The 20,878-nt window shown below is 73.2% G+C and carries 19 protein-coding genes and 1 riboswitch; of the genes, 8 read left to right on the top strand and 11 right to left on the bottom strand.

Features of this window, described 5'->3' with window-relative positions; genetic code table 11:
- The gene (locus tag ACIPW5_RS11780) at positions 1 to 936 is read right to left on the bottom strand and encodes a GlxA family transcriptional regulator (protein WP_401243625.1); all 936 of its coding nucleotides are present in this window, start codon (positions 934 to 936) and stop codon (positions 1 to 3) included.
- A gap of 107 nt (positions 937 to 1,043) precedes the next feature.
- On the opposite strand from ACIPW5_RS11780, the gene ACIPW5_RS11775 reads away from it, so the two are divergent.
- Positions 1,044 to 1,565, top strand: coding sequence for a PaaI family thioesterase (locus ACIPW5_RS11775; RefSeq protein WP_401243623.1), 522 nt, complete (start codon positions 1,044 to 1,046; stop codon positions 1,563 to 1,565).
- Positions 1,566 to 1,799: 234 nt separating this feature from the next.
- Here ACIPW5_RS11775 and ACIPW5_RS11770 read toward each other — a convergent pair whose 3' ends face one another.
- Positions 1,800 to 3,044 (bottom strand): cytochrome P450, encoded by a 1,245-nt coding sequence (locus ACIPW5_RS11770; protein ID WP_401243622.1) that lies wholly within the window; start codon positions 3,042 to 3,044, stop codon positions 1,800 to 1,802.
- Positions 3,045 to 3,309: 265 nt separating this feature from the next.
- On the opposite strand from ACIPW5_RS11770, the gene ACIPW5_RS11765 reads away from it, so the two are divergent.
- A complete protein-coding gene (locus tag ACIPW5_RS11765) occupies positions 3,310 to 4,479 on the top strand; it encodes a steroid 3-ketoacyl-CoA thiolase (protein ID WP_401243621.1) in 1,170 nt (389 codons plus the stop codon).
- A gap of 131 nt (positions 4,480 to 4,610) precedes the next feature.
- Here the strand turns inward: ACIPW5_RS11765 and ACIPW5_RS11760 are convergent, their stop codons facing one another.
- The 7 genes from ACIPW5_RS11760 to ACIPW5_RS11730 form a co-directional block, all read right to left on the bottom strand.
- Complete coding sequence (locus tag ACIPW5_RS11760; protein WP_125595411.1) at positions 4,611 to 5,054, bottom strand: transglycosylase SLT domain-containing protein; 444 nt, start codon at positions 5,052 to 5,054, stop codon at positions 4,611 to 4,613.
- 241 nt (positions 5,055 to 5,295) lie between these two features.
- Positions 5,296 to 6,210, bottom strand: a complete 915-nt coding sequence (locus tag ACIPW5_RS11755; RefSeq protein WP_401243619.1) for an ECF transporter S component — start codon at positions 6,208 to 6,210, stop codon at positions 5,296 to 5,298.
- On the bottom strand, positions 6,207 to 8,162 hold the full coding sequence (locus tag ACIPW5_RS11750; RefSeq protein WP_401243617.1) for an ABC transporter ATP-binding protein: 1,956 nt from the start codon (positions 8,160 to 8,162) through the stop codon (positions 6,207 to 6,209). The genes ACIPW5_RS11755 and ACIPW5_RS11750 overlap by 4 nt, the downstream gene beginning before the upstream one ends.
- Positions 8,159 to 9,268, bottom strand: coding sequence for an energy-coupling factor transporter transmembrane protein EcfT (locus tag ACIPW5_RS11745; RefSeq protein ID WP_401243615.1), 1,110 nt, complete (start codon positions 9,266 to 9,268; stop codon positions 8,159 to 8,161). Before ACIPW5_RS11745 ends, ACIPW5_RS11750 begins: the two co-directional genes overlap by 4 nt.
- Entirely contained in the window at positions 9,265 to 9,975 is a 711-nt protein-coding gene (locus ACIPW5_RS11740; protein ID WP_401243613.1) for an SCO2322 family protein, read from the bottom strand. The genes ACIPW5_RS11745 and ACIPW5_RS11740 overlap by 4 nt, the downstream gene beginning before the upstream one ends.
- A complete protein-coding gene (locus ACIPW5_RS11735) occupies positions 9,972 to 11,213 on the bottom strand; it encodes a prenyltransferase/squalene oxidase repeat-containing protein (RefSeq protein WP_401243611.1) in 1,242 nt (413 codons plus the stop codon). Before ACIPW5_RS11735 ends, ACIPW5_RS11740 begins: the two co-directional genes overlap by 4 nt.
- 130 nt (positions 11,214 to 11,343) lie before the next feature.
- Positions 11,344 to 11,422: riboswitch (cobalamin riboswitch) on the bottom strand.
- A 104-nt stretch (positions 11,423 to 11,526) separates the two neighbouring features.
- Positions 11,527 to 12,564, bottom strand: coding sequence for an MBL fold metallo-hydrolase (locus ACIPW5_RS11730; protein WP_401243858.1), 1,038 nt, complete (start codon positions 12,562 to 12,564; stop codon positions 11,527 to 11,529).
- A 279-nt stretch (positions 12,565 to 12,843) separates the two neighbouring features.
- Between ACIPW5_RS11730 and ACIPW5_RS11725 the strand changes: the two genes are divergently transcribed.
- Together ACIPW5_RS11725 and ACIPW5_RS11720 are read left to right on the top strand one after the other, a co-directional pair.
- Entirely contained in the window at positions 12,844 to 14,295 is a 1,452-nt protein-coding gene (locus ACIPW5_RS11725; RefSeq protein ID WP_401243609.1) for an aldehyde dehydrogenase, read from the top strand.
- Positions 14,295 to 14,555 carry a ferredoxin gene (locus tag ACIPW5_RS11720; RefSeq protein ID WP_401243607.1) on the top strand — a complete coding sequence of 87 codons (261 nt, stop codon included), beginning with the start codon at positions 14,295 to 14,297 and terminating at the stop codon, positions 14,553 to 14,555. Before ACIPW5_RS11725 ends, ACIPW5_RS11720 begins: the two co-directional genes overlap by 1 nt.
- Positions 14,556 to 15,040: 485 nt before the next feature.
- On the opposite strand, the gene ACIPW5_RS11715 is transcribed toward ACIPW5_RS11720, so the two are convergent.
- Complete coding sequence (locus ACIPW5_RS11715; protein WP_401243605.1) at positions 15,041 to 15,550, bottom strand: hypothetical protein; 510 nt, start codon at positions 15,548 to 15,550, stop codon at positions 15,041 to 15,043.
- A gap of 64 nt (positions 15,551 to 15,614) precedes the next feature.
- Here ACIPW5_RS11715 and ACIPW5_RS11710 point away from each other — a divergent pair, with 64 nt between their 5' ends.
- On the top strand, positions 15,615 to 16,217 hold the full coding sequence (locus ACIPW5_RS11710) for a DJ-1/PfpI family protein (RefSeq protein ID WP_401243604.1): 603 nt from the start codon (positions 15,615 to 15,617) through the stop codon (positions 16,215 to 16,217).
- Positions 16,218 to 16,695: 478 nt separating this feature from the next.
- On the opposite strand, the gene ACIPW5_RS11705 is transcribed toward ACIPW5_RS11710, so the two are convergent.
- A complete protein-coding gene (locus ACIPW5_RS11705; protein WP_401243602.1) occupies positions 16,696 to 17,325 on the bottom strand; it encodes a TetR family transcriptional regulator in 630 nt (209 codons plus the stop codon).
- Positions 17,326 to 17,552: 227 nt separating this feature from the next.
- On the opposite strand from ACIPW5_RS11705, the gene ACIPW5_RS11700 reads away from it, so the two are divergent.
- From ACIPW5_RS11700 to ACIPW5_RS11690, 3 genes are all read left to right on the top strand, one after another.
- Positions 17,553 to 18,863: a glycosyltransferase family 4 protein gene (locus tag ACIPW5_RS11700; RefSeq protein ID WP_401243600.1), complete on the top strand. Its 1,311-nt coding sequence runs from the start codon at positions 17,553 to 17,555 to the stop codon at positions 18,861 to 18,863.
- Positions 18,864 to 18,954: 91 nt separating this feature from the next.
- Positions 18,955 to 19,698, top strand: a complete 744-nt coding sequence (locus ACIPW5_RS11695; RefSeq protein WP_401243598.1) for a class I SAM-dependent methyltransferase — start codon at positions 18,955 to 18,957, stop codon at positions 19,696 to 19,698.
- The gene (locus ACIPW5_RS11690; RefSeq protein ID WP_401243596.1) at positions 19,695 to 20,783 is read left to right on the top strand and encodes a prenyltransferase; all 1,089 of its coding nucleotides are present in this window, start codon (positions 19,695 to 19,697) and stop codon (positions 20,781 to 20,783) included. The genes ACIPW5_RS11695 and ACIPW5_RS11690 overlap by 4 nt, the downstream gene beginning before the upstream one ends.
- The last annotated feature ends 95 nt before the right edge of the window (positions 20,784 to 20,878 follow it).

The raw sequence follows: 20,878 nt of genomic DNA, 5'->3' as shown, positions 1-20,878 counted from the left end.
CTACGCACGCCCCCGCCGCAGCAGCGCGCGCAGCGGACCGGGGCTCTCGTACCCGACCCGGCGGGCGACCGCGGACAGCGGCAGCGCGGTGGTGCGCAGCAGGTGCTCGGCCTGCTCGACCCGCAGGTCCTGGACCAGCCGGACGGGGGTGCGGCCCAGGGTCCGGGCCATGGTGCGCTGGAGGGTGCGCTCGCTGACGCCGAGGTCGCGGGCCGCGTCGGCGATGGACAGCGGCTCCTCGATGCGGGCGCGCACCCACCGCTCGAAGGCGGCGACCAGCGGATCGTGCCGGGCCATGGCACTGGGGATCATGTACGCGGCCTGCGAGGCCCGGTCGTCGACCACCAGGTAGTGCCGCACCAGGTCCGCCAGGGCCGGGCTGCGCCCGGCGACGAGGGCGAGCGCCAGGTCGAGGTGGCTGAACGCGGCGCCGGCCGTGGTGACGCCGTCGGAGGCCGTCACCATCCGGGTCTCCTCCAGCACCACCCGCCGGTACCGCTCGCGGAACACCGGTGCGAGCCACCAGCTCGTCGTGGCCCGCAGCCCGTCCAGGACGCCCGACTCGGCGAGCAGGAAGGTGCCGGTACAGGAGGAGGCGAGCGGGGTGCGTCGCTCGCGGGCCTCCGCCAGCAGTCGGCGGGCCGGCCGCTGTCCGGGCGCGGCCACGGCCTCCAGCAGCGCGGCGGGGCGGCGCTCCATCAGGGCGGGCAGGACGAGCAGCCCGGCGTCCTCCGCCTCGCGGGCGGGCTCGGTGTCGATGCGGTGGCCGAGCCCGCTGCGGACGCGCCGGCGCACGCCGACCGTGCGGATGTCGAACGCGGGCGGGGCGGCTCCGGGGAGCTCCCGGCGTAGCGCGTTGGCGGTGTGCAGCACGTCCAGGACGGCGGAGATCCCGGAGTCGAAGACCCCGTCGAGGGCCAGTACGGCGACTTTCACCGGCCCAGGGTAGCGCCGGGGCCGGTCGGCGGGCCTGTCGGAATCGGTGCGGAAGGCGCCGGATCCGACACTCCCGGGCGCTCGCCGCCACCCCTAGGGTCGACGGCATGACCACGCATCACGTGACCGCCCCCGAGGGCCTGCGCAGCCGTACCCACACCTGGGAGCCGAGGCCCCCGATGACCCCGGAGATCCTGGGCATGAGCGGCCTGGAGGTGCTCCGGGCGGCGCTGAAGGGGACCCTGCCGGCCGCCTCGATCATGAGCACCCTGGGCTTCCGGCTCACCGAGGTCGAGGAGGGCTCCGTCGTCTTCGAGGGGGACCCCGGCGACCACCTGCTCAACCCCATGGGCACGGTCCACGGCGGCTTCCTCGCCACCCTGCTGGACTCGGCGCTCGGCTCGGCCGTGATGACCCGGCTCCCGGCGGGCACCGCCTACACCACCGTCCAGCTGGGCGTCCACATGATCCGCCCGGTCCTGGCGGACACCCCCGCGCTGCGCTGCGAGGGCACGGCCCTGCACGTCGGCCGCACCACGGCCACCGCCGAGGCCCGGGTGGTCGGCACGCACGACGGGAAGCTCTACGCGCACGGGACGACGACCTGCGCGATCCTGCGGCCCGCCTGACGGGGGGTACGCGGCCCGAACGGGGCCCGCAATGGCGAAGGAACGCCGGGGCATGGTGTCCCCGGCGCCCCTTCGGTGGATCGTCGCGTCCTGTCAGGATCGGCCAGGTCCCGGGATTCCGCCACTCGGGCGATCACCTGACCGGCGGACGGCAGGGGCCGGGGCGTGGGTGTGCGGCCCCTGCCGTCCTGGTGCACGGGCCGGCCGGGGCCGTCCCGCAGTCCTGGGGGAGCGTCAGCCCGTGCTGACCCGGAGCTCCTTGATGCCGTTGAGCCAGGCCGCGCGGAGCCGGCGCGGGCCGTCGGAGGCGGGGCGCAGGTCGGGCAGGGCGTCGGCCAGGGCGTTGAAGATCAGGTCGATCTCCAGGATGGCCAGGGACTTGCCGAGGCAGAAGTGCGGGCCCCCGCCGCCGAAGCCGAGGTGCGGGTTCGGGTCGCGGGTGATGTCGAAGACGTCGGGGTCCGCGAAGACCTCGGGGTCGTGGTTGGCGGAGGAGTAGAACAGGCCGACCCGGTCGCCGGCCTTGATCTTCTGCCCGCCCAGTTCGGTGTCCCGGGTGGCGGTGCGCTGGAAGGACACCACGGGGGTGGCCCAGCGGACGATCTCCTCCGCGGCGGTCGACGGCCGGGTCGCCTTGTAGAGCTCCCACTGTTCGGGGTGGGTGAGGAAGGCGTGCATGCCGTGGCTGATGGCGTTGCGGGTGGTCTCGTTGCCCGCGACGGCCAGCAGCAGGACGAAGAGGCCGAACTCGTCGGAGCGCAGGTTGCCCTCGCCCTCGGCCGCCACCAGCTGCGTGACGATGTCCTTGGCCGGGCACTCCTTGCGCTCGGCGGCGAGGTTCATCGCGTAGCCGATGAGCTCCACGGCCGCGTTGGAGCCGACCTCTTCGGTGATCGCGTACTCCGGGTCGTCGTACGCGATCATCTTGTTCGACCAGTCGAAGATGCGGGAGCGGTCCTCCTGCGGTACGCCGATCAGTTCGGCGATCGCCTGGAGCGGGAGTTCGCAGGCGACCTGCGTGACGAAGTCGAACGAGCCGTCCGCCGAGGCCTCCCGGGCCTCCTCCACGATCTTCCGGGCCCGGTCGCGCAGCGCCCGTTCCAGGCCGCGGATGGCGCGCGGGGTGAAGCCCCGCTGCACGATCTGGCGTACGCGGGTGTGCTCCGGCGGATCCATGTTCAGCATGATCAGGCGCTGGGCATCTATCTGTTCGCGCTGGATGTGCTCGTTGAAGCGGATGATCGCCGTGTTGGTGGTGGAGGAGAACAGCTCCGGGTGCGTGGAGACGTACTTGACGTCCGCGTGCCGGGTGACGGCCCAGTAGCCCTCGTCGTCGAACCCGGTGACGCCCCGCCGCTGCGGGCACCACCACACGGGGGCGGTCTGCCGCAGCTGAGCGAACTCCGGGAAGGGGACGCGGTCCTGGAGGATGTCGGGATCGGTGGCGTCGAAGCCTTCGGGCAGCGCGGGACAGGGCATCGGGCGACTCCAAGGTCTGACGAAGGTCTGACGGCCCATCAGATGTTGGCTTGAAGGTAGTAACGAGTTCTAGAAGTCACAAGGGCTCTCGCGTCAACTGTTGCGTGTGGAATCCGTGTAAGCCGCGTGCAAGACCCTTGCGTGCCGGGCGTCGAGGTCATAAGACTGCGGGGGAGAAGTAGAACGCGTACTAGTTCGCGCGGGGCAGTCGCCGGACGGCCCGCCACGCCGGCGCTGTGCAGAGTGTGCAGGAGAGGACGAGCTCATGGCCGCGGAACCCGTCATCGTCGAAGCCGTACGCACCCCCATCGGAAAGCGCGGGGGATCCCTGGCCAACCTCCATCCCGCCTACCTGCTCGGCGAGACCTACCGCGAGCTCCTGGCCCGTACCGGAATCCAGCCGGACTGCGTCGAGCAGATCGTCGGCGGCACCGTCACCCACGCCGGCGAGCAGTCCATGAACCCCGCCCGCAACGCCTGGCTCGCCATGGGACTCCCCTACGAGACCGCCGCGACCACCGTCGACTGCCAGTGCGGCAGCTCCCAGCAGGCCAACCACATGGTCGCCAACATGATCTCCGGCGGGGTCGTCGACATCGGCATCGCCTGCGGGGTCGAGGCCATGAGCCGGGTCCCGCTCGGCTCCGGCTCCAAGCACGGCCCCGGCAAGCCCTTCCCGGACGAGTGGAACGTCGACCTCCCGAACCAGTTCGAGGCCGCCGAGCGGATCGCCCGCCACCGGGGCCTGACCCGCGAGGACGTCGACCGGCTCGGCGTGCTCTCGCAGGAGCGGGCGGCCACCGCCTGGGCCGAGGAGCGCTTCAAGCGGGAGACCTTCGCCGTCCAGGTCCCGACGACGGAGGAGGAGCAGGCCGCCGGCCAGGGCATGTGGCGGCTGGTCGACCGGGACGAGGGGCTGCGCGACACCAGCATGGAGGGCCTGGCCCGGCTCAAGCCGGTCATGCCGACGGCCGTGCACACCGCCGGGAACTCCTCCCAGATATCCGACGGCGCCGCCGCCGTGATGTGGGCCTCGCGCAAGATGGCCCGCGCGCTCAAGCTCAAGCCGCGCGCCCGGATCGTCGCCCAGGCGCTCGTCGGCTCCGACCCGCACTTCCACCTGGACGGCCCGATCGACGCGACCCGGGCCGTGCTGGGCAAGGCGGGGATGTCCCTCAAGGACATCGACCTCGTCGAGATCAACGAGGCCTTCGCCTCCGTCGTCCTCAGCTGGGCGCAGGTGTTCGGTCAGGACCTGGAGAAGGTCAACGTGAACGGCGGCGGCATCGCCCTCGGCCATCCCGTCGGCGCCACCGGCGCCCGGCTGATCACCACCGCGCTGCACGAGCTGGAGCGGCGCGACAAGGAATTCGCGCTGATCACCATGTGCGCGGGCGGCGCGCTGGCGACCGGCACGATCATCCAGCGCCTGTGACGGGAGACCCGGGCGCCCACTGAACCCCGTGGGATGGGATGCGGAAGGCCCCGGTGGCCGGACCTGGGGAGGCCGGCCACCGGGGCCTTCACATGTACTGCGGTGCTGCTGTGGTGTGGTCCGCCGGTGGTTTAGTACCAGTGGTTGGCCTGCCAGAAGTTCCAGGCCTCGACCGGGCTGCCGTAGCGCTCGTTCATGTAGTCCAGGCCCCACTTGATCTGGGTGGCCGGATTGGTCTTCCAGTCCGAGCCCGCCGAGGACATCTTCGACGCGGGCAGGGCCTGGACCAGGCCGTAGGCGCCGGAGGAGGAGTTCGTGGCGGTGTAGTCCCAGCCGCTCTCGTGCGTGACGATCTTGTCGAAGGCGGCGAACTGGGCCGGGTCCTTGATCATCTGCTGGGCGATCGCCTTCGCGCCCGTCGGAGCGGCCTGCGCCGGAACGGCGGCGAGCACGGAACCCGCAACACCCAGAGCGAGGACGGAACCGGCGAGAGCCTTCTTCGAAGCGGCGATGCGGCGGATGACGGCGTTGGACACGGAGGAACCTTCCGACGGGAACAAGGACGGCCGCCGCATGCCGAAGACATGCGTGAACCACTCACACAGGTGGAGAGGGGATCGACCGGCGGGGGACTCGAAGCCCCGGCCGCCTCGGCGACATCACCAGTTAGCCAGGCCGTCGCCGCCCTGGCAAAGCCCCCCACCTACTAGCCTCCCTCGCAGACCCGGACCGAGGTCCCGGCCCGGAAGCGGTGCGCGGGCGGGCCGGCCGGTCTACTAACCGGGGCCGGATGTGACCTGGGTCCTGTGGGCCGCCTCACCGCCCCACCCCCCGAAACTCACCCCCCGTAACCGGACGGACCCGCCGGGGTGGGTGGCCCGGGTCACTTCCGGCCCCCGAATCGAAGGAGACCGGCGCGTCGAACGCGGCTTTCCGAGTCGCCCGCCGCAGCGCCCGCAGCAGTGTGCCCCCGAGTGTGAGCGTCAGGACGACCGTCAGCGCGGCCCGACCCAGGTCCCAGCCCACCGAGGTCGCCAGGCAGTACGCGACGAAGCGCGCCAGGTTCTGCGGCACCGGGTCGCCGGGGTGGAAGGAGACGCCCTGCCCCATGCCCTGCAGGATCACCCAGCCCTGGAGGTTCATGACCGTGCCGTACGCGAAGGAGCCCAGGAACCCGTACGCGGCGAGCATCGCCAGCTCGGCCCGCCCCCGGATCCTCTCCGGCCCGGGCAGCAGCCCGGCGCCCAGCGAGAACCAGCCCAGCGCCAGCATCTGGAACGGCATCCACGGCCCGACCCCGCCCGTGAGCAGCGCGGACGCGAACATCGTGACGGAGCCGAGGACGAAGCCGAAGCCGGGACCCAGGACGCGGCCGCTCAGCACCATCAGGAAGAACATGGGCTCCAGCCCGGCCGTGCCCGCGCCCAGCGGACGCAGCGCCGCCCCCACCGCGGCGAGCACCCCGAGCATTGCGACGGCCTTGGAGTCCATGCCGCTGTCGGCGATGGTCGCGATGACCACGGCGACGAGGAGGGGGAGCAGCGCGGCGAAGAGCCACGGGGCGTCCTGGGAGTGGGCCAGGCCGGACTGGCGGTCGGCGAGCAGCGGCCAGCCGAAGGCGGCGATGCCGATGAGGGTGACCAGCACCAGGGCCGCGGCGGCGCGGGGGCCGACGCGGACCGGACGGGCGGGGCGGGCGGCGCGGGTGGCGTGGGTGGTGTGGGGGGTCACGGGGCGGCCTCCAGGGCGGCGGCGACCTGGGACACGGTGAGCCAGTGGCCCGGGGCCAGGATCTTCGCCACCTGGGGCGCGAAGGCGGGGGAGGAGACGACGACCTCGGCCGTCGGACCGTCCGCGACGACCTCCCCGCCCGCCAGGATGACCACCCGGTGGGCCAGCTCGGCGGCGAGCTCCACGTCGTGGGTGGCGAGGACGATGGCGTGGCCGTCGGCGGCGAGGGCGCGCAGGGTTTCGACGAGGCGGGCCTTGGCGGCGTAGTCCAGACCGCGGGTCGGCTCGTCGAGGAGGAGCAGGGCGGGGCGGGCGGTCAGCACCAGGGCGAGGGCGAGCGTGAGGCGCTGGCCCTCGGACAGGTCCCGGGGGTGGGTGTCGTCCGGCACGCCGGGCAGCAGGCTCCCGACCAGGGCGCGGCACGTCCCCGGGTCCGCCCCGGCGTCGGCATCGGCCGCGGCGCACTCGGCGGCGACGGTGTCGGCGTAGAGGAGGTCGCGGGGCTCCTGCGGCACCAGGCCGACCCGGCGGACCATCTCCGGGGGCGGGGTGCGGTGCGGGGTGAGGCCGCCGACGGTCACCTGCCCGGTGGAGGGGGCCAGGGTGCCGGTGAGGGCGGCGAGCAGGGTGGACTTGCCGGCGCCGTTGCGGCCCATGAGGGCCACGGTCTCGCCGGGGGCCACCTGGAGGGTGACGTCGTGGAGGACCTCGGCGCGGCCGCGGCGTATGCCGAGGTTCCTGGCGGAGGCGGAGGGGGCGGCGGGGGCGGGGGCCGGGCTGTCGGCCGGGCCGGTGGTCCCGGCACCCTGCGGTGCCGGACGGCGTGCGGCCAGGCGCCGGAGCAGGGCGCGGGGGCCGGTGGCCGGGGCGGGCGGTGCCGGTGCGGGGGCCGGTGCGGGGGCTGTCGGGGCCGCTGCGCGGGGCTGGTCCCCTACCCGCCCTTCCACCGTTCCCCGGGCTGCGCCCGGACCCCTTGCGGGGGCTCCGCCCCCGCACCCCCGCGCCTCAAACGCCGGCGGGGCTGGATGTGCCGAGGGGGCCGGCGGGGCTGGATGTGCCGAGGGGGCCGACGGGGCTGGATGTGCCGAGAGGGCCGGCGGGGCTGGGTACTCGCCCGTCGGTGGCTCCGGGGGCAGGGTGGACAGGCGGGACCTCAGGGGAGCGGACCGGCGGCGGGCGTCGCGGACCGAGAGGGGGAGCGGGGTCCAGCCCGCCAGGCGGCCCAGGGAGACCACCGGGGGGTGGACCGGGGAGACGGCCATGATCTCGGACGGGGTGCCCAGGACCGGGGGCTCGCCCGGGGACGGGAGCAGCAGCACGCGGTCGGCGTACTGCACCACCCGTTCCAGGCGGTGCTCCGCCATCAGCACCGTCGTGCCCAGGTCGTGGACCAGGCGCTGCAGCACCGCCAGGACCTCCTCCGCCGCCGCCGGGTCCAGCGCCGAGGTCGGCTCGTCCAGGACCAGGACCCGGGGGTGCGTCGTCAGGACCGAGCCGATCGCCACCCGCTGCTGCTGGCCGCCCGACAGGGAGGCGATCGGGCGGTCGCGGAGCTCGTTCAGCCCGAGCAGGTCCAGGGTCTCCTCCACCCGGCGCCGCATCACCGCCGGCGCCAGGCCCAGGGACTCCATCCCGTACGCCAGCTCGTCCTCCACCACGTCCGTCACGAAGTGCGCGAGCGGGTCCTGCCCCACCGTGCCCACCACGTCCGACAGCTCGCGCGGCATGTGCGTACGGGTGTCCCGGCCCGCCACCGTCACCCGCCCGCGCAGCGTGCCGCCCGTGAAGTGCGGGACCAGCCCGGAAACCGCCCCCAGCAGGGTCGACTTGCCGACCCCCGACGGGCCGACGAGGAGGGTCAGCTCCCCTTCCGGGAGGGTGAAGTCCGCGTCCCGGAGCGAGGGCCGCGCGGCACCGTCGTACGTGACCGACACCTGCTCGAAGCGGATCAACGGGAGGACTCCTCGGAAGGTACGGGGGCCACGAAGGCCGGAAGCAGGCCGATCAGGATCGCCGCCGCGGGCCACAGCGGCAGCGTGGGCGCGACCAGCGGGACCACGCCCGGCCGCAGCCCCTCCGGGTCCACCGAGGCCGCGTGGATCATCAGGGCCGCGACCGCCGCCCCCGAACCGGTGACCAGCCAGGCCCGCACCCCCCACCGGTCCGGCCGGTAACGGGTACGGATGCTGCGCCGCCCGCCGAGCCGCAGCCCGGCCAGGGCCAGCACGAGCCCGATGCCGAGCACGGGCAGCCCGTACACGGCACCCTCCGCCGCGAGCAGCCCGTACGTACCGGCGCACATGCCGAGCAGCCCGCCGAGGGTGAGGACGTTGGTGGTGTGCCGCACGGCCGGCGGCACCTGCGCCGTGCGCCCGTACCCGCGCGCGTCCATCGACGCGGCGACGGCGACGGAACGCTCCAGGGCGCCCTCCAGCACCGGAAGCCCGATCTGGAGGACGGCCTTGACCCCTCCCGTGGGACGCCCGCGCAGCCGGCGGGCGGTCCGCAGCCGGGCCACGTCGGCGACCATGTTCGGCGCGAACGTCATGGCGACGACCACCGCCACGCCCGCCTCGTACAGGGCGGCCGGCAGCGACTTCAGCAGCCGCGCCGGATTGGCCAGCGCGTTCGCCGCGCCCACGCAGATCAGCAGGGTCGCCAGCTTCGCGCCGTCGTAGAAGGCGAAGACCAGCTGCTCGGCGGTGACCCGGCCGCCGAACCGGATGCCCTGCGCCCACGCGGGGAGCGGGACCTCGGGCAGCGTGAAGAGGGTGTGCGTGCCGGGGATCGGGGAGCCCAGCAGCATCGAGAACACCAGCCGCAGCCCGATGACGAAGAGGCCGAGCTTGACGAAGGCCCCGTAGGAACGCGCCCACGGCGCCTCCGTCCGGCGCGCCGCCACCACGTACCCGGCGACGCCGACGATCAGCCCGAGCAGCAGCGGATTGGTGGTCCGGGAGGCGGCGGTGGCCAGCCCGAGGGCCCACAGCCACCAGGCCCCCGCGTGCAGGGCGTTCCCGCGCCGTGCGACGGGGGCCCGCCAGCGCCCCTCCCTCATCGCCTGCGGCGGCGGGACTGCCAGACGGCGGCGGCGCCCAGGGCGAGGACCGCGGCGACGCCCAGGTACAGGCCGGCCGAGGGGCCGCCGCCCGAGGAGTCCTCCGAAGCAGCGGCTGCGGACGCGGAGGCGGAAGCCGGTGCGGGAGCCGATGGCTTCGGCTGCTCCGCGTCCTGGATCGGCTCGCCGCAGCCCGTCCTCGGGTAGCCGGAGATCCCGCACAGCAGCGCCGCCCCGTTGTAGCGCAGCGGCTTCGCCACCTCGGCCAGCGCCTCGGCCGCGGTGGCCCCGGGCGCCAGCTGCGCGCAGGCCGTGCGCGGGGTGCCCTGCGGCGGGGTCTCCCCGGCGGGGGCGTCCTCGGGCACGCCGAAGTCGATGACCAGCGCCACCCGCTTCCTGCCCTCCGCCGGGGCGGTGTTCCCGCACACGGCCTCGAAGTCGGCGGCCGCGCGCGGCTGGGCCGCCTCGGCGGCGGCGTCCTTGCTCACGGAGAAGCGGAAGCCGAGCGTGGCGCCGTCCGCGGGGCGGGCCGTCGAGGGGCCCTGGGTGGCGTACGCCCAGCGGCCGCCCGCACCGTCCCAGAACGACCAGTAGCGGTAGCCCGCCGCCAGGGCCGGGGACGCCGCGAGCAGGGTCAGCAGCAGGCCGAGTACGGCCAGGACGCCGGTGAGCGCCCCGGCCGGGGTGCGGGTCCGGCGGCGGGTCACAGCTGGTTCTTCTTGCGCCGGCCGCTCAGCAGGATGCCGATGCCCATGCCGGCGGCGGCGCCCGCGCCGACGATCCACCAGATGTTCTGGTTGCCGGAGCCCGGCTTCTCCTCGCCCTCCACCTTCTGCGGCTCGGTGTCGGGCGCGGCCGGGGCCGGGCCCGTGGCGTTCAGGGCCGCCACCAGGTCGACGCCGCCGAAGGCCTTCGGGTCGGTGCCCGTCGCGTGGGCGGTCAGGACCAGGGTGGCCAGGGCGGCCGGGTTGCGGTTGGCCCAGGCGGTGGAGTTCTTCTGCAGCCAGTCCAGGGCGCCCGCGGCCGCCTGCCGGTGCCCGGCCGCGGCCAGGGCGATCACGGCGTCGGCCGTGTTGCCGGTGTCGGCGGTGGGCTGGTCGGCGCCCGGGGTGACGGCCGTCAGGTGGCCGTCCTTCTTCAGGGCCTCGGCCAGGTAGCCGGCCGCGCCCTGGGCCGCGCCCGCCGGGTCGGCGGAGCCGGCCGGGCAGGCCAGCGCGGCGGCCGGGGTGTCCGTGCCGGCCGGGTCGACGACGATGCCCTTGCCCAGGCCGGCCAGGGCGGCGGCGGCCGTGGCGTCGGCGTTCGCGGCGAGCTTGCCGTCGGCCGGCTGGTACCCGAAGGCGCCCCGGTCGGAGACCGGCTCGGCGGAGCAGCCGAGCTGGAAGGAGAGCAGGCCGTCGTACGCGGACTTGCCCGCCTTCGACTTGACCTCGGCGGGCTTCTCGCCGGCCGTGGCCAGCGCGCTGATCACGATGGAGGTGGAGCTGCCCTCGCTGGGGGAGCCCGGCACGTAGGCCCAGCCGCCGTCCTCGTTCTGTACGGACTTCAGCCAGTCCGTGGCCTTCTTGACCTGCGCGTCCTTGCCGCCGAGGGCCTTCATGGCCTGCACGGCGACCGCGGTCGCGTTGGTGTCGTACGTCGTCTTGTCGTCGCAGGCCGCGCCCGCGTCCGCGCGGAAGGAGGCGAAGCCGCCGGTGGCGCACTGCTGGCCGGTGAGCCAGTCGACGGCCTGCGGGGCGGGCTTCAGGCCCACCGTGCGCTGGGCGAGCAGGGCGAGGGACTGCCGCCACACGCCGTCGTACGTCGGGTCGGCCTTGCCGAACAGGCCCGACGGGACGACCGGCGGCGCGGAGGGCGCCGGCGTGTCGGCGAGGGCGGCGGGGGCGGCACCCACGCAGAGCACGGCGGATGCGGCGAGCGCGGCGGCGCTGCGGCGGACGTTCATGACGGGGCGGGTGCCTCTCGTACGGGGGGCGGGAGACAGGCACGCGCAGGCACCGGGCTCCGGCTCCGTTTACCTCGACGGTGCCGGCCGCCGGAGGACCCGGCGGCACGAGCCGCGCACCTCCGGTACGGGGCATTCCGGCTACCGCCCCGCGGACGGCGGGCCGGGTCACGGTTGCGGGTCAGCGCCGGATTCGCACCGGCTTCCCCCCATACGGATGTGTGGACGACGGGCTCACTCTACCGGCCCGTAGCTCCCGGACCCGGTGGGGCGGGGGCCCGTGCGGGCAGCCCGCAGCCGTGCCGGGCGGGGCCTACAGCGCCCGGTACGCCACCGGGTCCGTGCCCGGGACCGCCTCCGCCCGGCCCTGCTTCACCAGCCGCCGCAGATGGGCTTCCGCTTCCGAGACGGCGATGTTCCGCGACCCGTACGGGATCTGCTCCCAGGGCCGGTTCCACTCCATCCGCTCCGCGAGCATCCAGGGGGTCAGGGGCTCGGCCAGCAGCCGCCACAGGCCGGTCAGCCGCTCCTCGTGGTGCTCCAGCAGCTCCCGGACGCGGGCGGGGGCGTCGGTGAAGGCGTGCTGGTGGGCCGGGAGCACCTCGGCGGGCGCCAGGCGGCCGATGCGTTCGAGGGAGTCGAGGTAGTCGCCGAGGGGGTCGGTGACGCGGGTGTCCTCCGGGGCCTCGTACAGCCCGATGTGCGGGGAGATCCCGGGCAGCAGGTGGTCGCCGGAGAAGAGGCGGCCGTTGCCGGGGAGGTTCGCCGGGTGCCGTTCCTCCAGGTGCAGGCAGACGTGGCCGGGGGTGTGGCCCGGGGTCCAGATCGCGCGCAGCCGGCGCCCGGCGAGGGGCAGCAGCTCGCCGGGCACGATCTCCCGGTCGGGCACGGCGGCACTGAGCCCGGGCAGGGTCCGGACGCGGCCGCTCTCCCGGGCCGCGCGCAGCGGGGCGACGTGCTCCTCGGGGGCACCGGCGGCGGCCAGCTTCCCGCTCATGTAGTCGAACCAGACGCCGGGCTCGGCGGAGCGGGTCCGCAGGACGACCTCGGTGTCGGCGGCGTGCATCGCGATCCACGCACCCGAGGCCTCCCGCACCTGCCCGGACAGGCCGTGGTGGTCGGGGTGGTGGTGGGTGATGACGACCCCGTGCACGTCGGCGACGGAGATGCCGAGCGCGCCGAGCCCTGCGGTGAGGGCGTCCCAGGAGGCGGGGTCGTCCCAGCCGGTGTCGATCAGGACGGGCCCGCGGTCGGTGTCGAGGACGTGGACGAGGGTGTGGCCGAGGGGGTTGTCGGGGATCGGGACGTGGAGGGCGTGGACGCCGCCGCCGTGGTCGGTGACCTGTGGCATGACCTCTGACATGAGTGCTCCCTGGCTGGGTGGTTCGGTCGGCTGGTCGGCTGGTCGGCTGGTCGGCTGGTCCGCTGGTCCGCTGGTCCGCTGGTCCGCTGGTCGGCTTCGACGAGAACGCGTTTCAGTAGTAGCCCAAGTCGACCGTTTCCCAAAAGGCCTGACCGTTCATCGGATCATCCGGAGCCCTGCTCCGACCGTGGACTCCTGGAACTAGAACTGGTATCAGTTCTGCGGACATCGGTGAGATCGTGGCAGCCAGCCCTGGAGGCATCGGACATGACCGAGCTCGTGGAACACGGCCAACTGTTCATCGGCGGGGAATGGACCGATCCGCTGGGCACCGGCACCATCCGCATCGTCTCCCCCCACACCGAACAGGTCATCGGCAGCGTCCCGCACGCCTGCGAAGCCGATGTGGACCGCGCCGTGGCCGTCGCCCGCAAGGCCTTCGACGAGGGCCCCTGGCCCCGCCTCGCGCTGGAGGAACGGATCGCCGTCGTCTCCCGCATCAAGGACGCCATCGCCGTCCGGCACGAGGAGATCGCCCGCTCCATCAGCTCCCAGAACGGCTCCCCGTACTCCTGGAGCGTCCTCGCCCAGGCCCTCGGCGCGATGATGGTCTACGACTCCGCCATCAAGGTCGCCGCCGCATACCCCTACGAGGAGCGCCGCCAGGGCGCGCTAGGCCCGATCCTCGTACGCCGCGAGCCGGTCGGGGTCGTCGCCGCCGTCATCCCGTGGAACGTCCCCCAGTTCGTGGCCGCGGCGAAGCTCGCGCCCGCGCTGCTCACCGGCTCCTCGGTCATCCTCAAGCCGTCGCCCGAGGCCCCGCTGGACTCCTTCATCCTGGCGGACATCGCACGCGAGGCCGGGCTGCCGGAGGGCGTGCTGTCCGTCCTGCCCGCCGACCGGGAGGTCAGCGAGTACCTGGTGGGGCACCCCGGCGTCGACAAGGTCGCCTTCACCGGCTCCGTCGCCGCCGGCAAGCGGGTCATGGAGGTCGCCGCCCGCAACCTGACCCGGGTCACCCTCGAACTCGGCGGCAAGTCCGCCGCCGTGATCCTGCCGGACGCGGACCTGGCGAGCACCGTCGCCGGGATCGTCCCGGCGGCCTGGATGAACAACGGCCAGGCGTGCGTGGCGCAGACCCGGATCCTCGCCCCGCGCAGCCGGTACGAGGAGGTGGCCGAGGCCCTCGCGGCGGCGGCCGGCGCCCTCGTCGTCGGCGACCCCCTCGACCCTGCGACGCAGCTCGGCCCGCTCGTCGCGAAGCGGCAGCAGCAGCGCTCGCTGGACTACATCCGGCTCGGCCAGGAGGAGGGCGCGAAGGTCCTGGCGGGCGGCGGCCGCCCGGCGGGCCTGGAGCGGGGCTGGTACGTGGAACCCACCCTCTTCGGGGACGTCGACAACTCGATGCGGATCGCCCGCGAGGAGATCTTCGGCCCGGTCGTGTGCCTGATCCCCTACGGGGACGAGGCCGAGGCGGTACGGGTGGCCAACGACTCGGAGTTCGGCCTGAGCGGCAGCGTCTGGACGGCCGACGTGGAGCACGGCATCGACTTCGCGCGGAGCGTGCGCACCGGCACCTTCAACGTGAACACCTTCAGCCTGGACATGCTGGGACCGTTCGGCGGCTACAAGAACAGCGGCGTGGGACGGGAGTTCGGCCCGGAGGGACTGGGCGAGTACCTGGAGCACAAGATGATCCACCTCCCGGCGGGTGCGTGATGGGGGACCGGGGGGACCGGAGAGACCGGGGAGACCGCTGGCAGGTCGAGGTCGACCGGGGGGTCTGCATCGGCTCGGGCATGTGCGTCACCCACGCCCCCGACGCCTTCACCCTCGACTCGGCCCGCCAGTCCCACCCCCGCTCCACGGAGACGGACGCCAACGAACCGACCCTCACGGCTGCGGAGGGCTGCCCGGTGGAGGCCATTTTCATCACCCTGTCGGGGACGGGAGAGGCGGTGTTCCCGCCGGAGGAGTGAGGGTGGGGGCGGGGTCGGGGGTGGGCGGTATCCCCTTGGGCAGCGTCAGAGAAGGTTTGGGGGTTTCCCGGCAGTCCATCGTCCTTCCGTGTCGGGCCGGCCTGTCAAGGGCGCTCCCTGCGGTCGCGTCGCTGCGCGATGTCGCTTCGCTCCACCCTTGACAGACCGACCCGCCCCGGAAAGCCGAAAGACTGCCGGGAAGCCCCCAAAAGAACGGTCACGGGGCAGAAGGAACAGGGACGGGCCCGTCAGTGACGAGACGACGGGCCGGGCGCCGGTACCCCCACAAAAGGCTGACCAACACCCCTGCGGAGCACCCACACGCGTCAGATCGCTACGCGCTCCTCCCGTCTCAGCGTCCGACGACCGCCCGGGGCTGGTACCTGCACCAAAAGTCGATCAGAGCAGGCCAGGGATCCGACAGGCGCGACAGATCGCTACGCGCTCCCCTTTCCTCGGCGACTGACCGACGTCCTGGGCTGGTTTCACGCCTGTGTCAGCGCTTCGAGGGCTTCGCGGGCGGAGAAGGACTCGAAGAGGTGGAGGGTCGGGCCCTGGGCGGAGGCCAGGACGGCGTAGTGCTCCGGAATGAGGGAGAGGTCGCCCCACGGCTCCTCGGTGTGTGCGCGGGTCAGGAGCCGGCCGGACGCGTGCCGGATCCAGGGGACCACCAGGAAGCCCGCCAGCTCCGGGAGGGCGGGCAGGGGGGTCGTGGTGGGGCGTTCGACCAGCTCGACCGCGCTGGGGTTGCCATCGCCAGGGCAGGCGAGGAGGCGGGAGGCTACGTCCCGCCGCACACCCCAGCTCTCCGCTATGACGGAGATCTCCGCCCGGACGGTCTCGTTGATGGCCACCCGGTGTTCCAGCAGGCCGCTGACCAGGAGGTCGAGTCCGGCCTCCTGCTCACCGATGTCCCAGCACACCTGGACCTCGTGCCCCTCGCTGTCGGGCAGGAGGCTGACGAAACGGTTCCATACATCGGCTTCGGCGATCATCCGGAGAGGCTACTTCCATTTTCTCACCTGAGAGACTGCGGGCCTGTCTATCAAGGGAGTTGTGATGCAGGTAGCCGTCGTCACCTTCGACGGGTTCAACGAACTCGACAGCTTCATCGCCTCCGCACTGATCAGCAAGTCCGGCCTCAAGGCCTACATCACGACGCCCACCCCCGTGGTGACCTCGATGAACGGCGTCGAGGTGACCGGCCAGCGGTCGATGGACTTCGTGACCGAGGCCGACGTCGTACTGATCGGCAGCGGAGTGAAGACGCGCGACGTGGTCGCGGACGACCGGCTGCTCTCCATGCTGCCGCTCGACCCTTCCCGACAGCTGATCGGTTCGCAGTGCTCCGGCGCGCTGGTCCTCGCGAAGCTCGGCCTGCTGGGGGACATGCCCGCTTGTACCGACATGACGAGCCGCCCGTTCGTCGAGGCGGAGGGCGTCACCGTCCTGGACGCCCCCTTCCGCTCCGAAGGGAACATCGCCACCGCCGGTGGCTGCCTGGCCTCCCAGTACCTCGCCACCTGGGTGATCACCCGCACCCTCGGCGAGGAGGCCGCGCGCGCCGTCATCGACTACGCCGGACCGGTCGGTGAGAAGCTCGAAACCGTCGAGCGCTCCCTCCGTGCCGTCCGCCTCGGTGAGGCCGCGATGACCTCCTGAGCACCCAGGACGTCGGTCAGGCGCTGAGGAATGGGGAGCGCGTAGCGATCTGTCGCGCCTGTCGGATCCCTGGCCTGCTCTGATCGACTTTTGGTGCAGGTATCAGCCCAGGGCGGTCGTCGGACGCTGAGACGGGAGGAGCGCGTAGCGATCTGCTGCGTCTGGGTGCTCCGCAGGGGGTATTTGGTCGGCTTTTTGTGCGGGTGCCGGCCCCCGGCCCGTCGTCTCGTCACTGACGGGCCCGTCCCTGTTCCTTCTCCCCGTGACCGTTCTTTTGGGGGCTTCCCGGCAGTCTTTCGGCTTTCCGGGGCGGGTCGGTCGGTCAAGGGTCGCCGAAGGCGATCGCGAAGCGACGCGACCGAAGGGAGCGCCCTTGAGGGACCGGCCCGACACGGAAGGACGATGGACTGCCGGGAAACCCCCAAACCTTCTCTGACGCTGCCCGAGGGGATACCGCCCCCACCCCGCCCCGCCGAGATCAGGCCTTTCGGGACCCCGTCCCCGCCCCCGCCCCCGTCAGGTCGATCAGGCGGCACACCGTCTCGATGTCGATCTTGACCTGGGCGATGGACGCCCGTCCCGAGAGCCAGGTGATCAGGGCCGAGTGCCAGGTGTGCTCGATGACCCGGACCGCCGAGAGCTGTTCCGCCGTCGGCGGGGCGTCGAGGCCCATGGCGTCCAGGATGATCGCGGTCGTCAGCCGCGAGACCGTGTCCACCTCGGGGGACACGCTCCGGTCCGCGAAGGTCAGGGCGCGCACCATGGCGTCCGCGAGGTGCGGCTCGCGCTGGAGGGCGCGGAAGGCGCGCATCAGGGTTTCCGCGACGCGGGCCGCCGGCTCGTCGCCCGCCGGGGGGCGCTTGCGCAGGGTCGTGTGCATGTGCTGGAGCTGGTCCTGCATGGTGGCGACCAGCAGGTGCACCTTGGACGGGAAGTAGCGGTACAGGGTGCCCAGCGCGACGTTCGACGACTCGGCGACCTCCCGCATCTGCACGGCGTCGAAGCCGCCCCGGCTGGCCAGCTGTGCGCTCGCGTGCAGGATCCGACGGCGGCGCGCCTCCTGGCGTTCCGTCAGGGGAGGCGTCACGGTCTTCGCTTCCGCTGTCATGTGTCCCGTTCCTGGCGTTCCGTGTCGTTGCGGCGGCTGATTCCGGGATGGTCCGGGGGTCAGCATGTCAGGCGTCCGAGCCGTGGCGCGAATCACCCGCTCCGCCTCTTACGGTGTGGTTTCCGGCCGGTAGATTCAATGGTCTTCAGAGGATCAACTCTGAAACTTGTTCTACATTATCCGAGCGGTTACGCTCCGGCGAAAGTGCAGTGAGAAGGGGGCCGAGAGTGACCGCAGAGGCCATGGTGGCGAGCCCTTTCACGGGTTCCGCCGCCGACGGCGACCGGCCGTTGCGCATCGCACTCCTCACCTATAAGGGGAACCCGTTCTGTGGCGGCCAGGGCGTCTACGTCCGCCACCTCTCGCGGGAGCTGGTGAAGCTCGGGCACTCCGTCGAGGTCATCGGCGCGCAGCCCTATCCGGTGCTCGACACCGGCGCCACGCTCACCGAGCTGCCGAGCCTGGACCTCTACCGCAGCCCCGACCCGTTCCGCACCCCGAAGCGCGACGAGTACCGGGACTGGATCGACGCCCTGGAAGTCGCGACGATGTGGACCGGCGGCTTTCCCGAGCCGCTGACGTTCTCGCTGCGCGCCCGGCGCCATCTCCTGTCCCGCGCGGGTGATTTCGACGTCATCCACGACAACCAGACCCTCGGCTACGGGCTGTTGGGCGACCTCGGCGCGCCCCTGGTGACCACCATCCACCACCCCATCACCGTCGACCGCAAGCTCGACCTCGCCGCCGCGAAGGACCGCAAGAAGCGCGCCTCCGTGCGGCGTTGGTACGCGTTCACGCGCATGCAGGGCCGGGTCGCCCGCCGGCTGCCCTCCGTGCTGACGGTCTCCGGCTCCTCCCAGCAGGAGATCGCCGAGCACCTCGGCGTGCGCGACGACCGCATCCACGTCGTGCACATCGGCGCGGACACCGACCTCTGGTCGCCGGACCCGTCCGTCGCGGAGGTCCCCGGGCGGATCGTGACGACCTCCAGCGCCGACGTCCCGCTCAAGGGGCTCGTCCACCTCGTCGAGGCCCTCGCCAAGCTCCGTACCGAGCAGCCCGACGCCCACCTCGTCGTCGTCGGCAAGCGCGCCGAGAGCGGGCCGGTCGCCCGCGCGATCGAGACGTACGGGCTCCAGGACGCGGTGCGGTTCGTCAAGGGCATCACCGACGCCGAGCTCGTGGACCTCGTGCGCAGCGCCCAGGTCTCCTGCGTGCCCTCCCTCTACGAGGGCTTCTCGCTCCCGGCGGCCGAGGCCATGGCCACCGGCACCCCGCTGGTCGCCACCACCGGCGGGGCCATCCCCGAGGTGTCCGGCCCCGACGGGGAGACCTGCCTGGCCGTGCCGCCCGGCGACGCGGGGGCGCTGGCCGGTGCGCTGGGCAGGCTGCTGGGGGACGCCGGTCTGCGGGCCCGTCTGGGTGCCGCCGGGCGGGAGCGGGTCCTGGCCCGGTTCACCTGGGCCAAGGCCGCCGAGGGCACCGCCGCGCACTACAGAGCCGCCATCGCGCAGGCCGCCGCCGCCCGGACCCGGTGAGCGCCGCCACCACCGAGCACAGCACCGCACGCACCACCACCCGTTCCACCCGCACCACCCTTCACCCCCGTGACCGCGAAGGCAGGACCCCGTGCTGACCGTCGATTTCTCCCGGTTCCCGCTCGCCGCAGGCGACCGTGTGCTCGATCTGGGCTGCGGCGCAGGCCGGCACGCCTTCGAGTGCTACCGGCGCGGCGCCCAGGTCGTCGCCGTCGACCGCAACGGCGAGGAGATCCGCGAGGTCGCCAAGTGGTTCGCCGCCATGAAGGAGGCCGGTGAGGCCCCGGCCGGCGCCACCGCCACCGCCATGGAGGGCGACGCCCTGGCGCTGCCCTTCCCGGACGAGTCCTTCGACGTCGTCATCATCTCCGAGGTGATGGAGCACATCCCCGACGACAAGGGCGTCCTCGCCGAGATGGTGCGCGTGCTCAAGCCCGGCGGCCGCATAGCGGTCACCGTCCCGCGCTACGGCCCGGAGAAGATCTGCTGGGCGCTCTCCGACGCCTACCACGAGGTCGAGGGCGGCCACATCCGCATCTACAAGGCGGACGAGCTGCTCGGCAAGATGAAGCAGGCCGGCCTCAAGCCGTACGGCACCCACCACGCGCACGGCCTGCACTCCCCGTACTGGTGGCTCAAGTGCGCCTTCGGCGTGGACAACGACAAGGCGCTGCCCGTCAAGGCGTACCACAAGCTCCTGGTCTGGGACATCATGAAGAAGCCCCTCGCGACCCGGCTGGCCGAGCAGGCCCTCAACCCGCTCATCGGCAAGAGCTTCGTGGCGTACGCGACCAAGCCCCACCTGCCCGTCGGCGCAGCCGGCTCCGCCCAGTGAGCTCGCCGGGGCGCACCGTACCCGAGCACCTCGTCCTGGACGGCGTGCTGACCGCCGAGCAGGCGGCGCTGACCGTCGAGGGGATCCTGGCCGTGCAGCGCGCGGACGGGGCCATACCGTGGTTCCGCGGCCACCACCTCGACCCGTGGGACCACACCGAGGCCGCCATGGCCCTGGACACGGCGGGCGAGCACGAGGCGGCCGAGCGGGCCTACGCCTGGCTGGCCCGGCACCAGAACCCGGACGGCTCCTGGTACGCGGCGTACGCGGACCGGCCCGACGGCGTGGACACGGCCGCGCCGCAGGACGCGGGCCTGGAGACGAACTTCACCGCCTACATAGCCGTCGGCGTGTGGCACCACTACCTGGCCACCGGCGACGACACCTTCCTCGACCGGATGTGGCCCGCGGTCGTCGCGGCCGTCGAGTTCGTCCTCGCGCTCCAGCAGCCGGGCGGCGAGATCGGCTGGAAGCGGGAGGCGGACGGCACCGCCGTCACCGACGCCCTGCTGACCGGCTCCTCCTCCATCCACCAGGCGCTGCGCTGCGCGCTGGCCATCGCGGACCACCGCGGTGACCCGCAGCCGGACTGGGAGTTGGCGACGGGCGCGCTCGCGCACGCGATACGCCGGCACCCGGAGCGGTTCCTGGACAAGGACCGCTACTCGATGGACTGGTACTACCCGGTGCTGGGCGGGGCCCTGACCGGCCCGGAGGCGAAGGCGCGCATCGAGGGCCGCTGGGAGGAGTTCGTCGTCCCGGACCTCGGGGTGCGGTGCGTGCTGCCGAACCCGTGGGTGACGGGCGGGGAGTCCTGCGAGCTGGCGCTGACCCTGTGGGCGATGGGGGAGTCGGACCGGGCGCTGGAGGTCCTGCGTTCGATCGGGCACCTGCGCGCCGAGAACGGCATGTACTGGACGGGCTACGTCTTCCAGGACCGGGCGGTGTGGCCGGTGGAGCAGACGACCTGGACGGCGGGTTCGCTGCTGCTCGCGGTGGCGGCGCTGGGCGGGGACGAGCCCACCGGGGCGGTCTTCGGCGGGCAGGCCCTGCCGGCGGGCCTGGAGCCGGACTGCTGCCGCTGAGCCGCCGCTCCCGAACCCGGGGCCGCCGCATGCTCCCGGGGGCCCCCGAACGGGTCCCCCGGGTGGTGGCGTGCGGTGTCCGGGGCGAGGCTGCG

The organism is Streptomyces sp. NPDC090077 (genome assembly GCF_044747545.1).
GTDB lineage: Bacteria > Actinomycetota > Actinomycetes > Streptomycetales > Streptomycetaceae > Streptomyces.
Note: the sequence above shows the minus strand (reverse complement) of the source record. Positions and strands in the feature narration are given on the sequence as shown.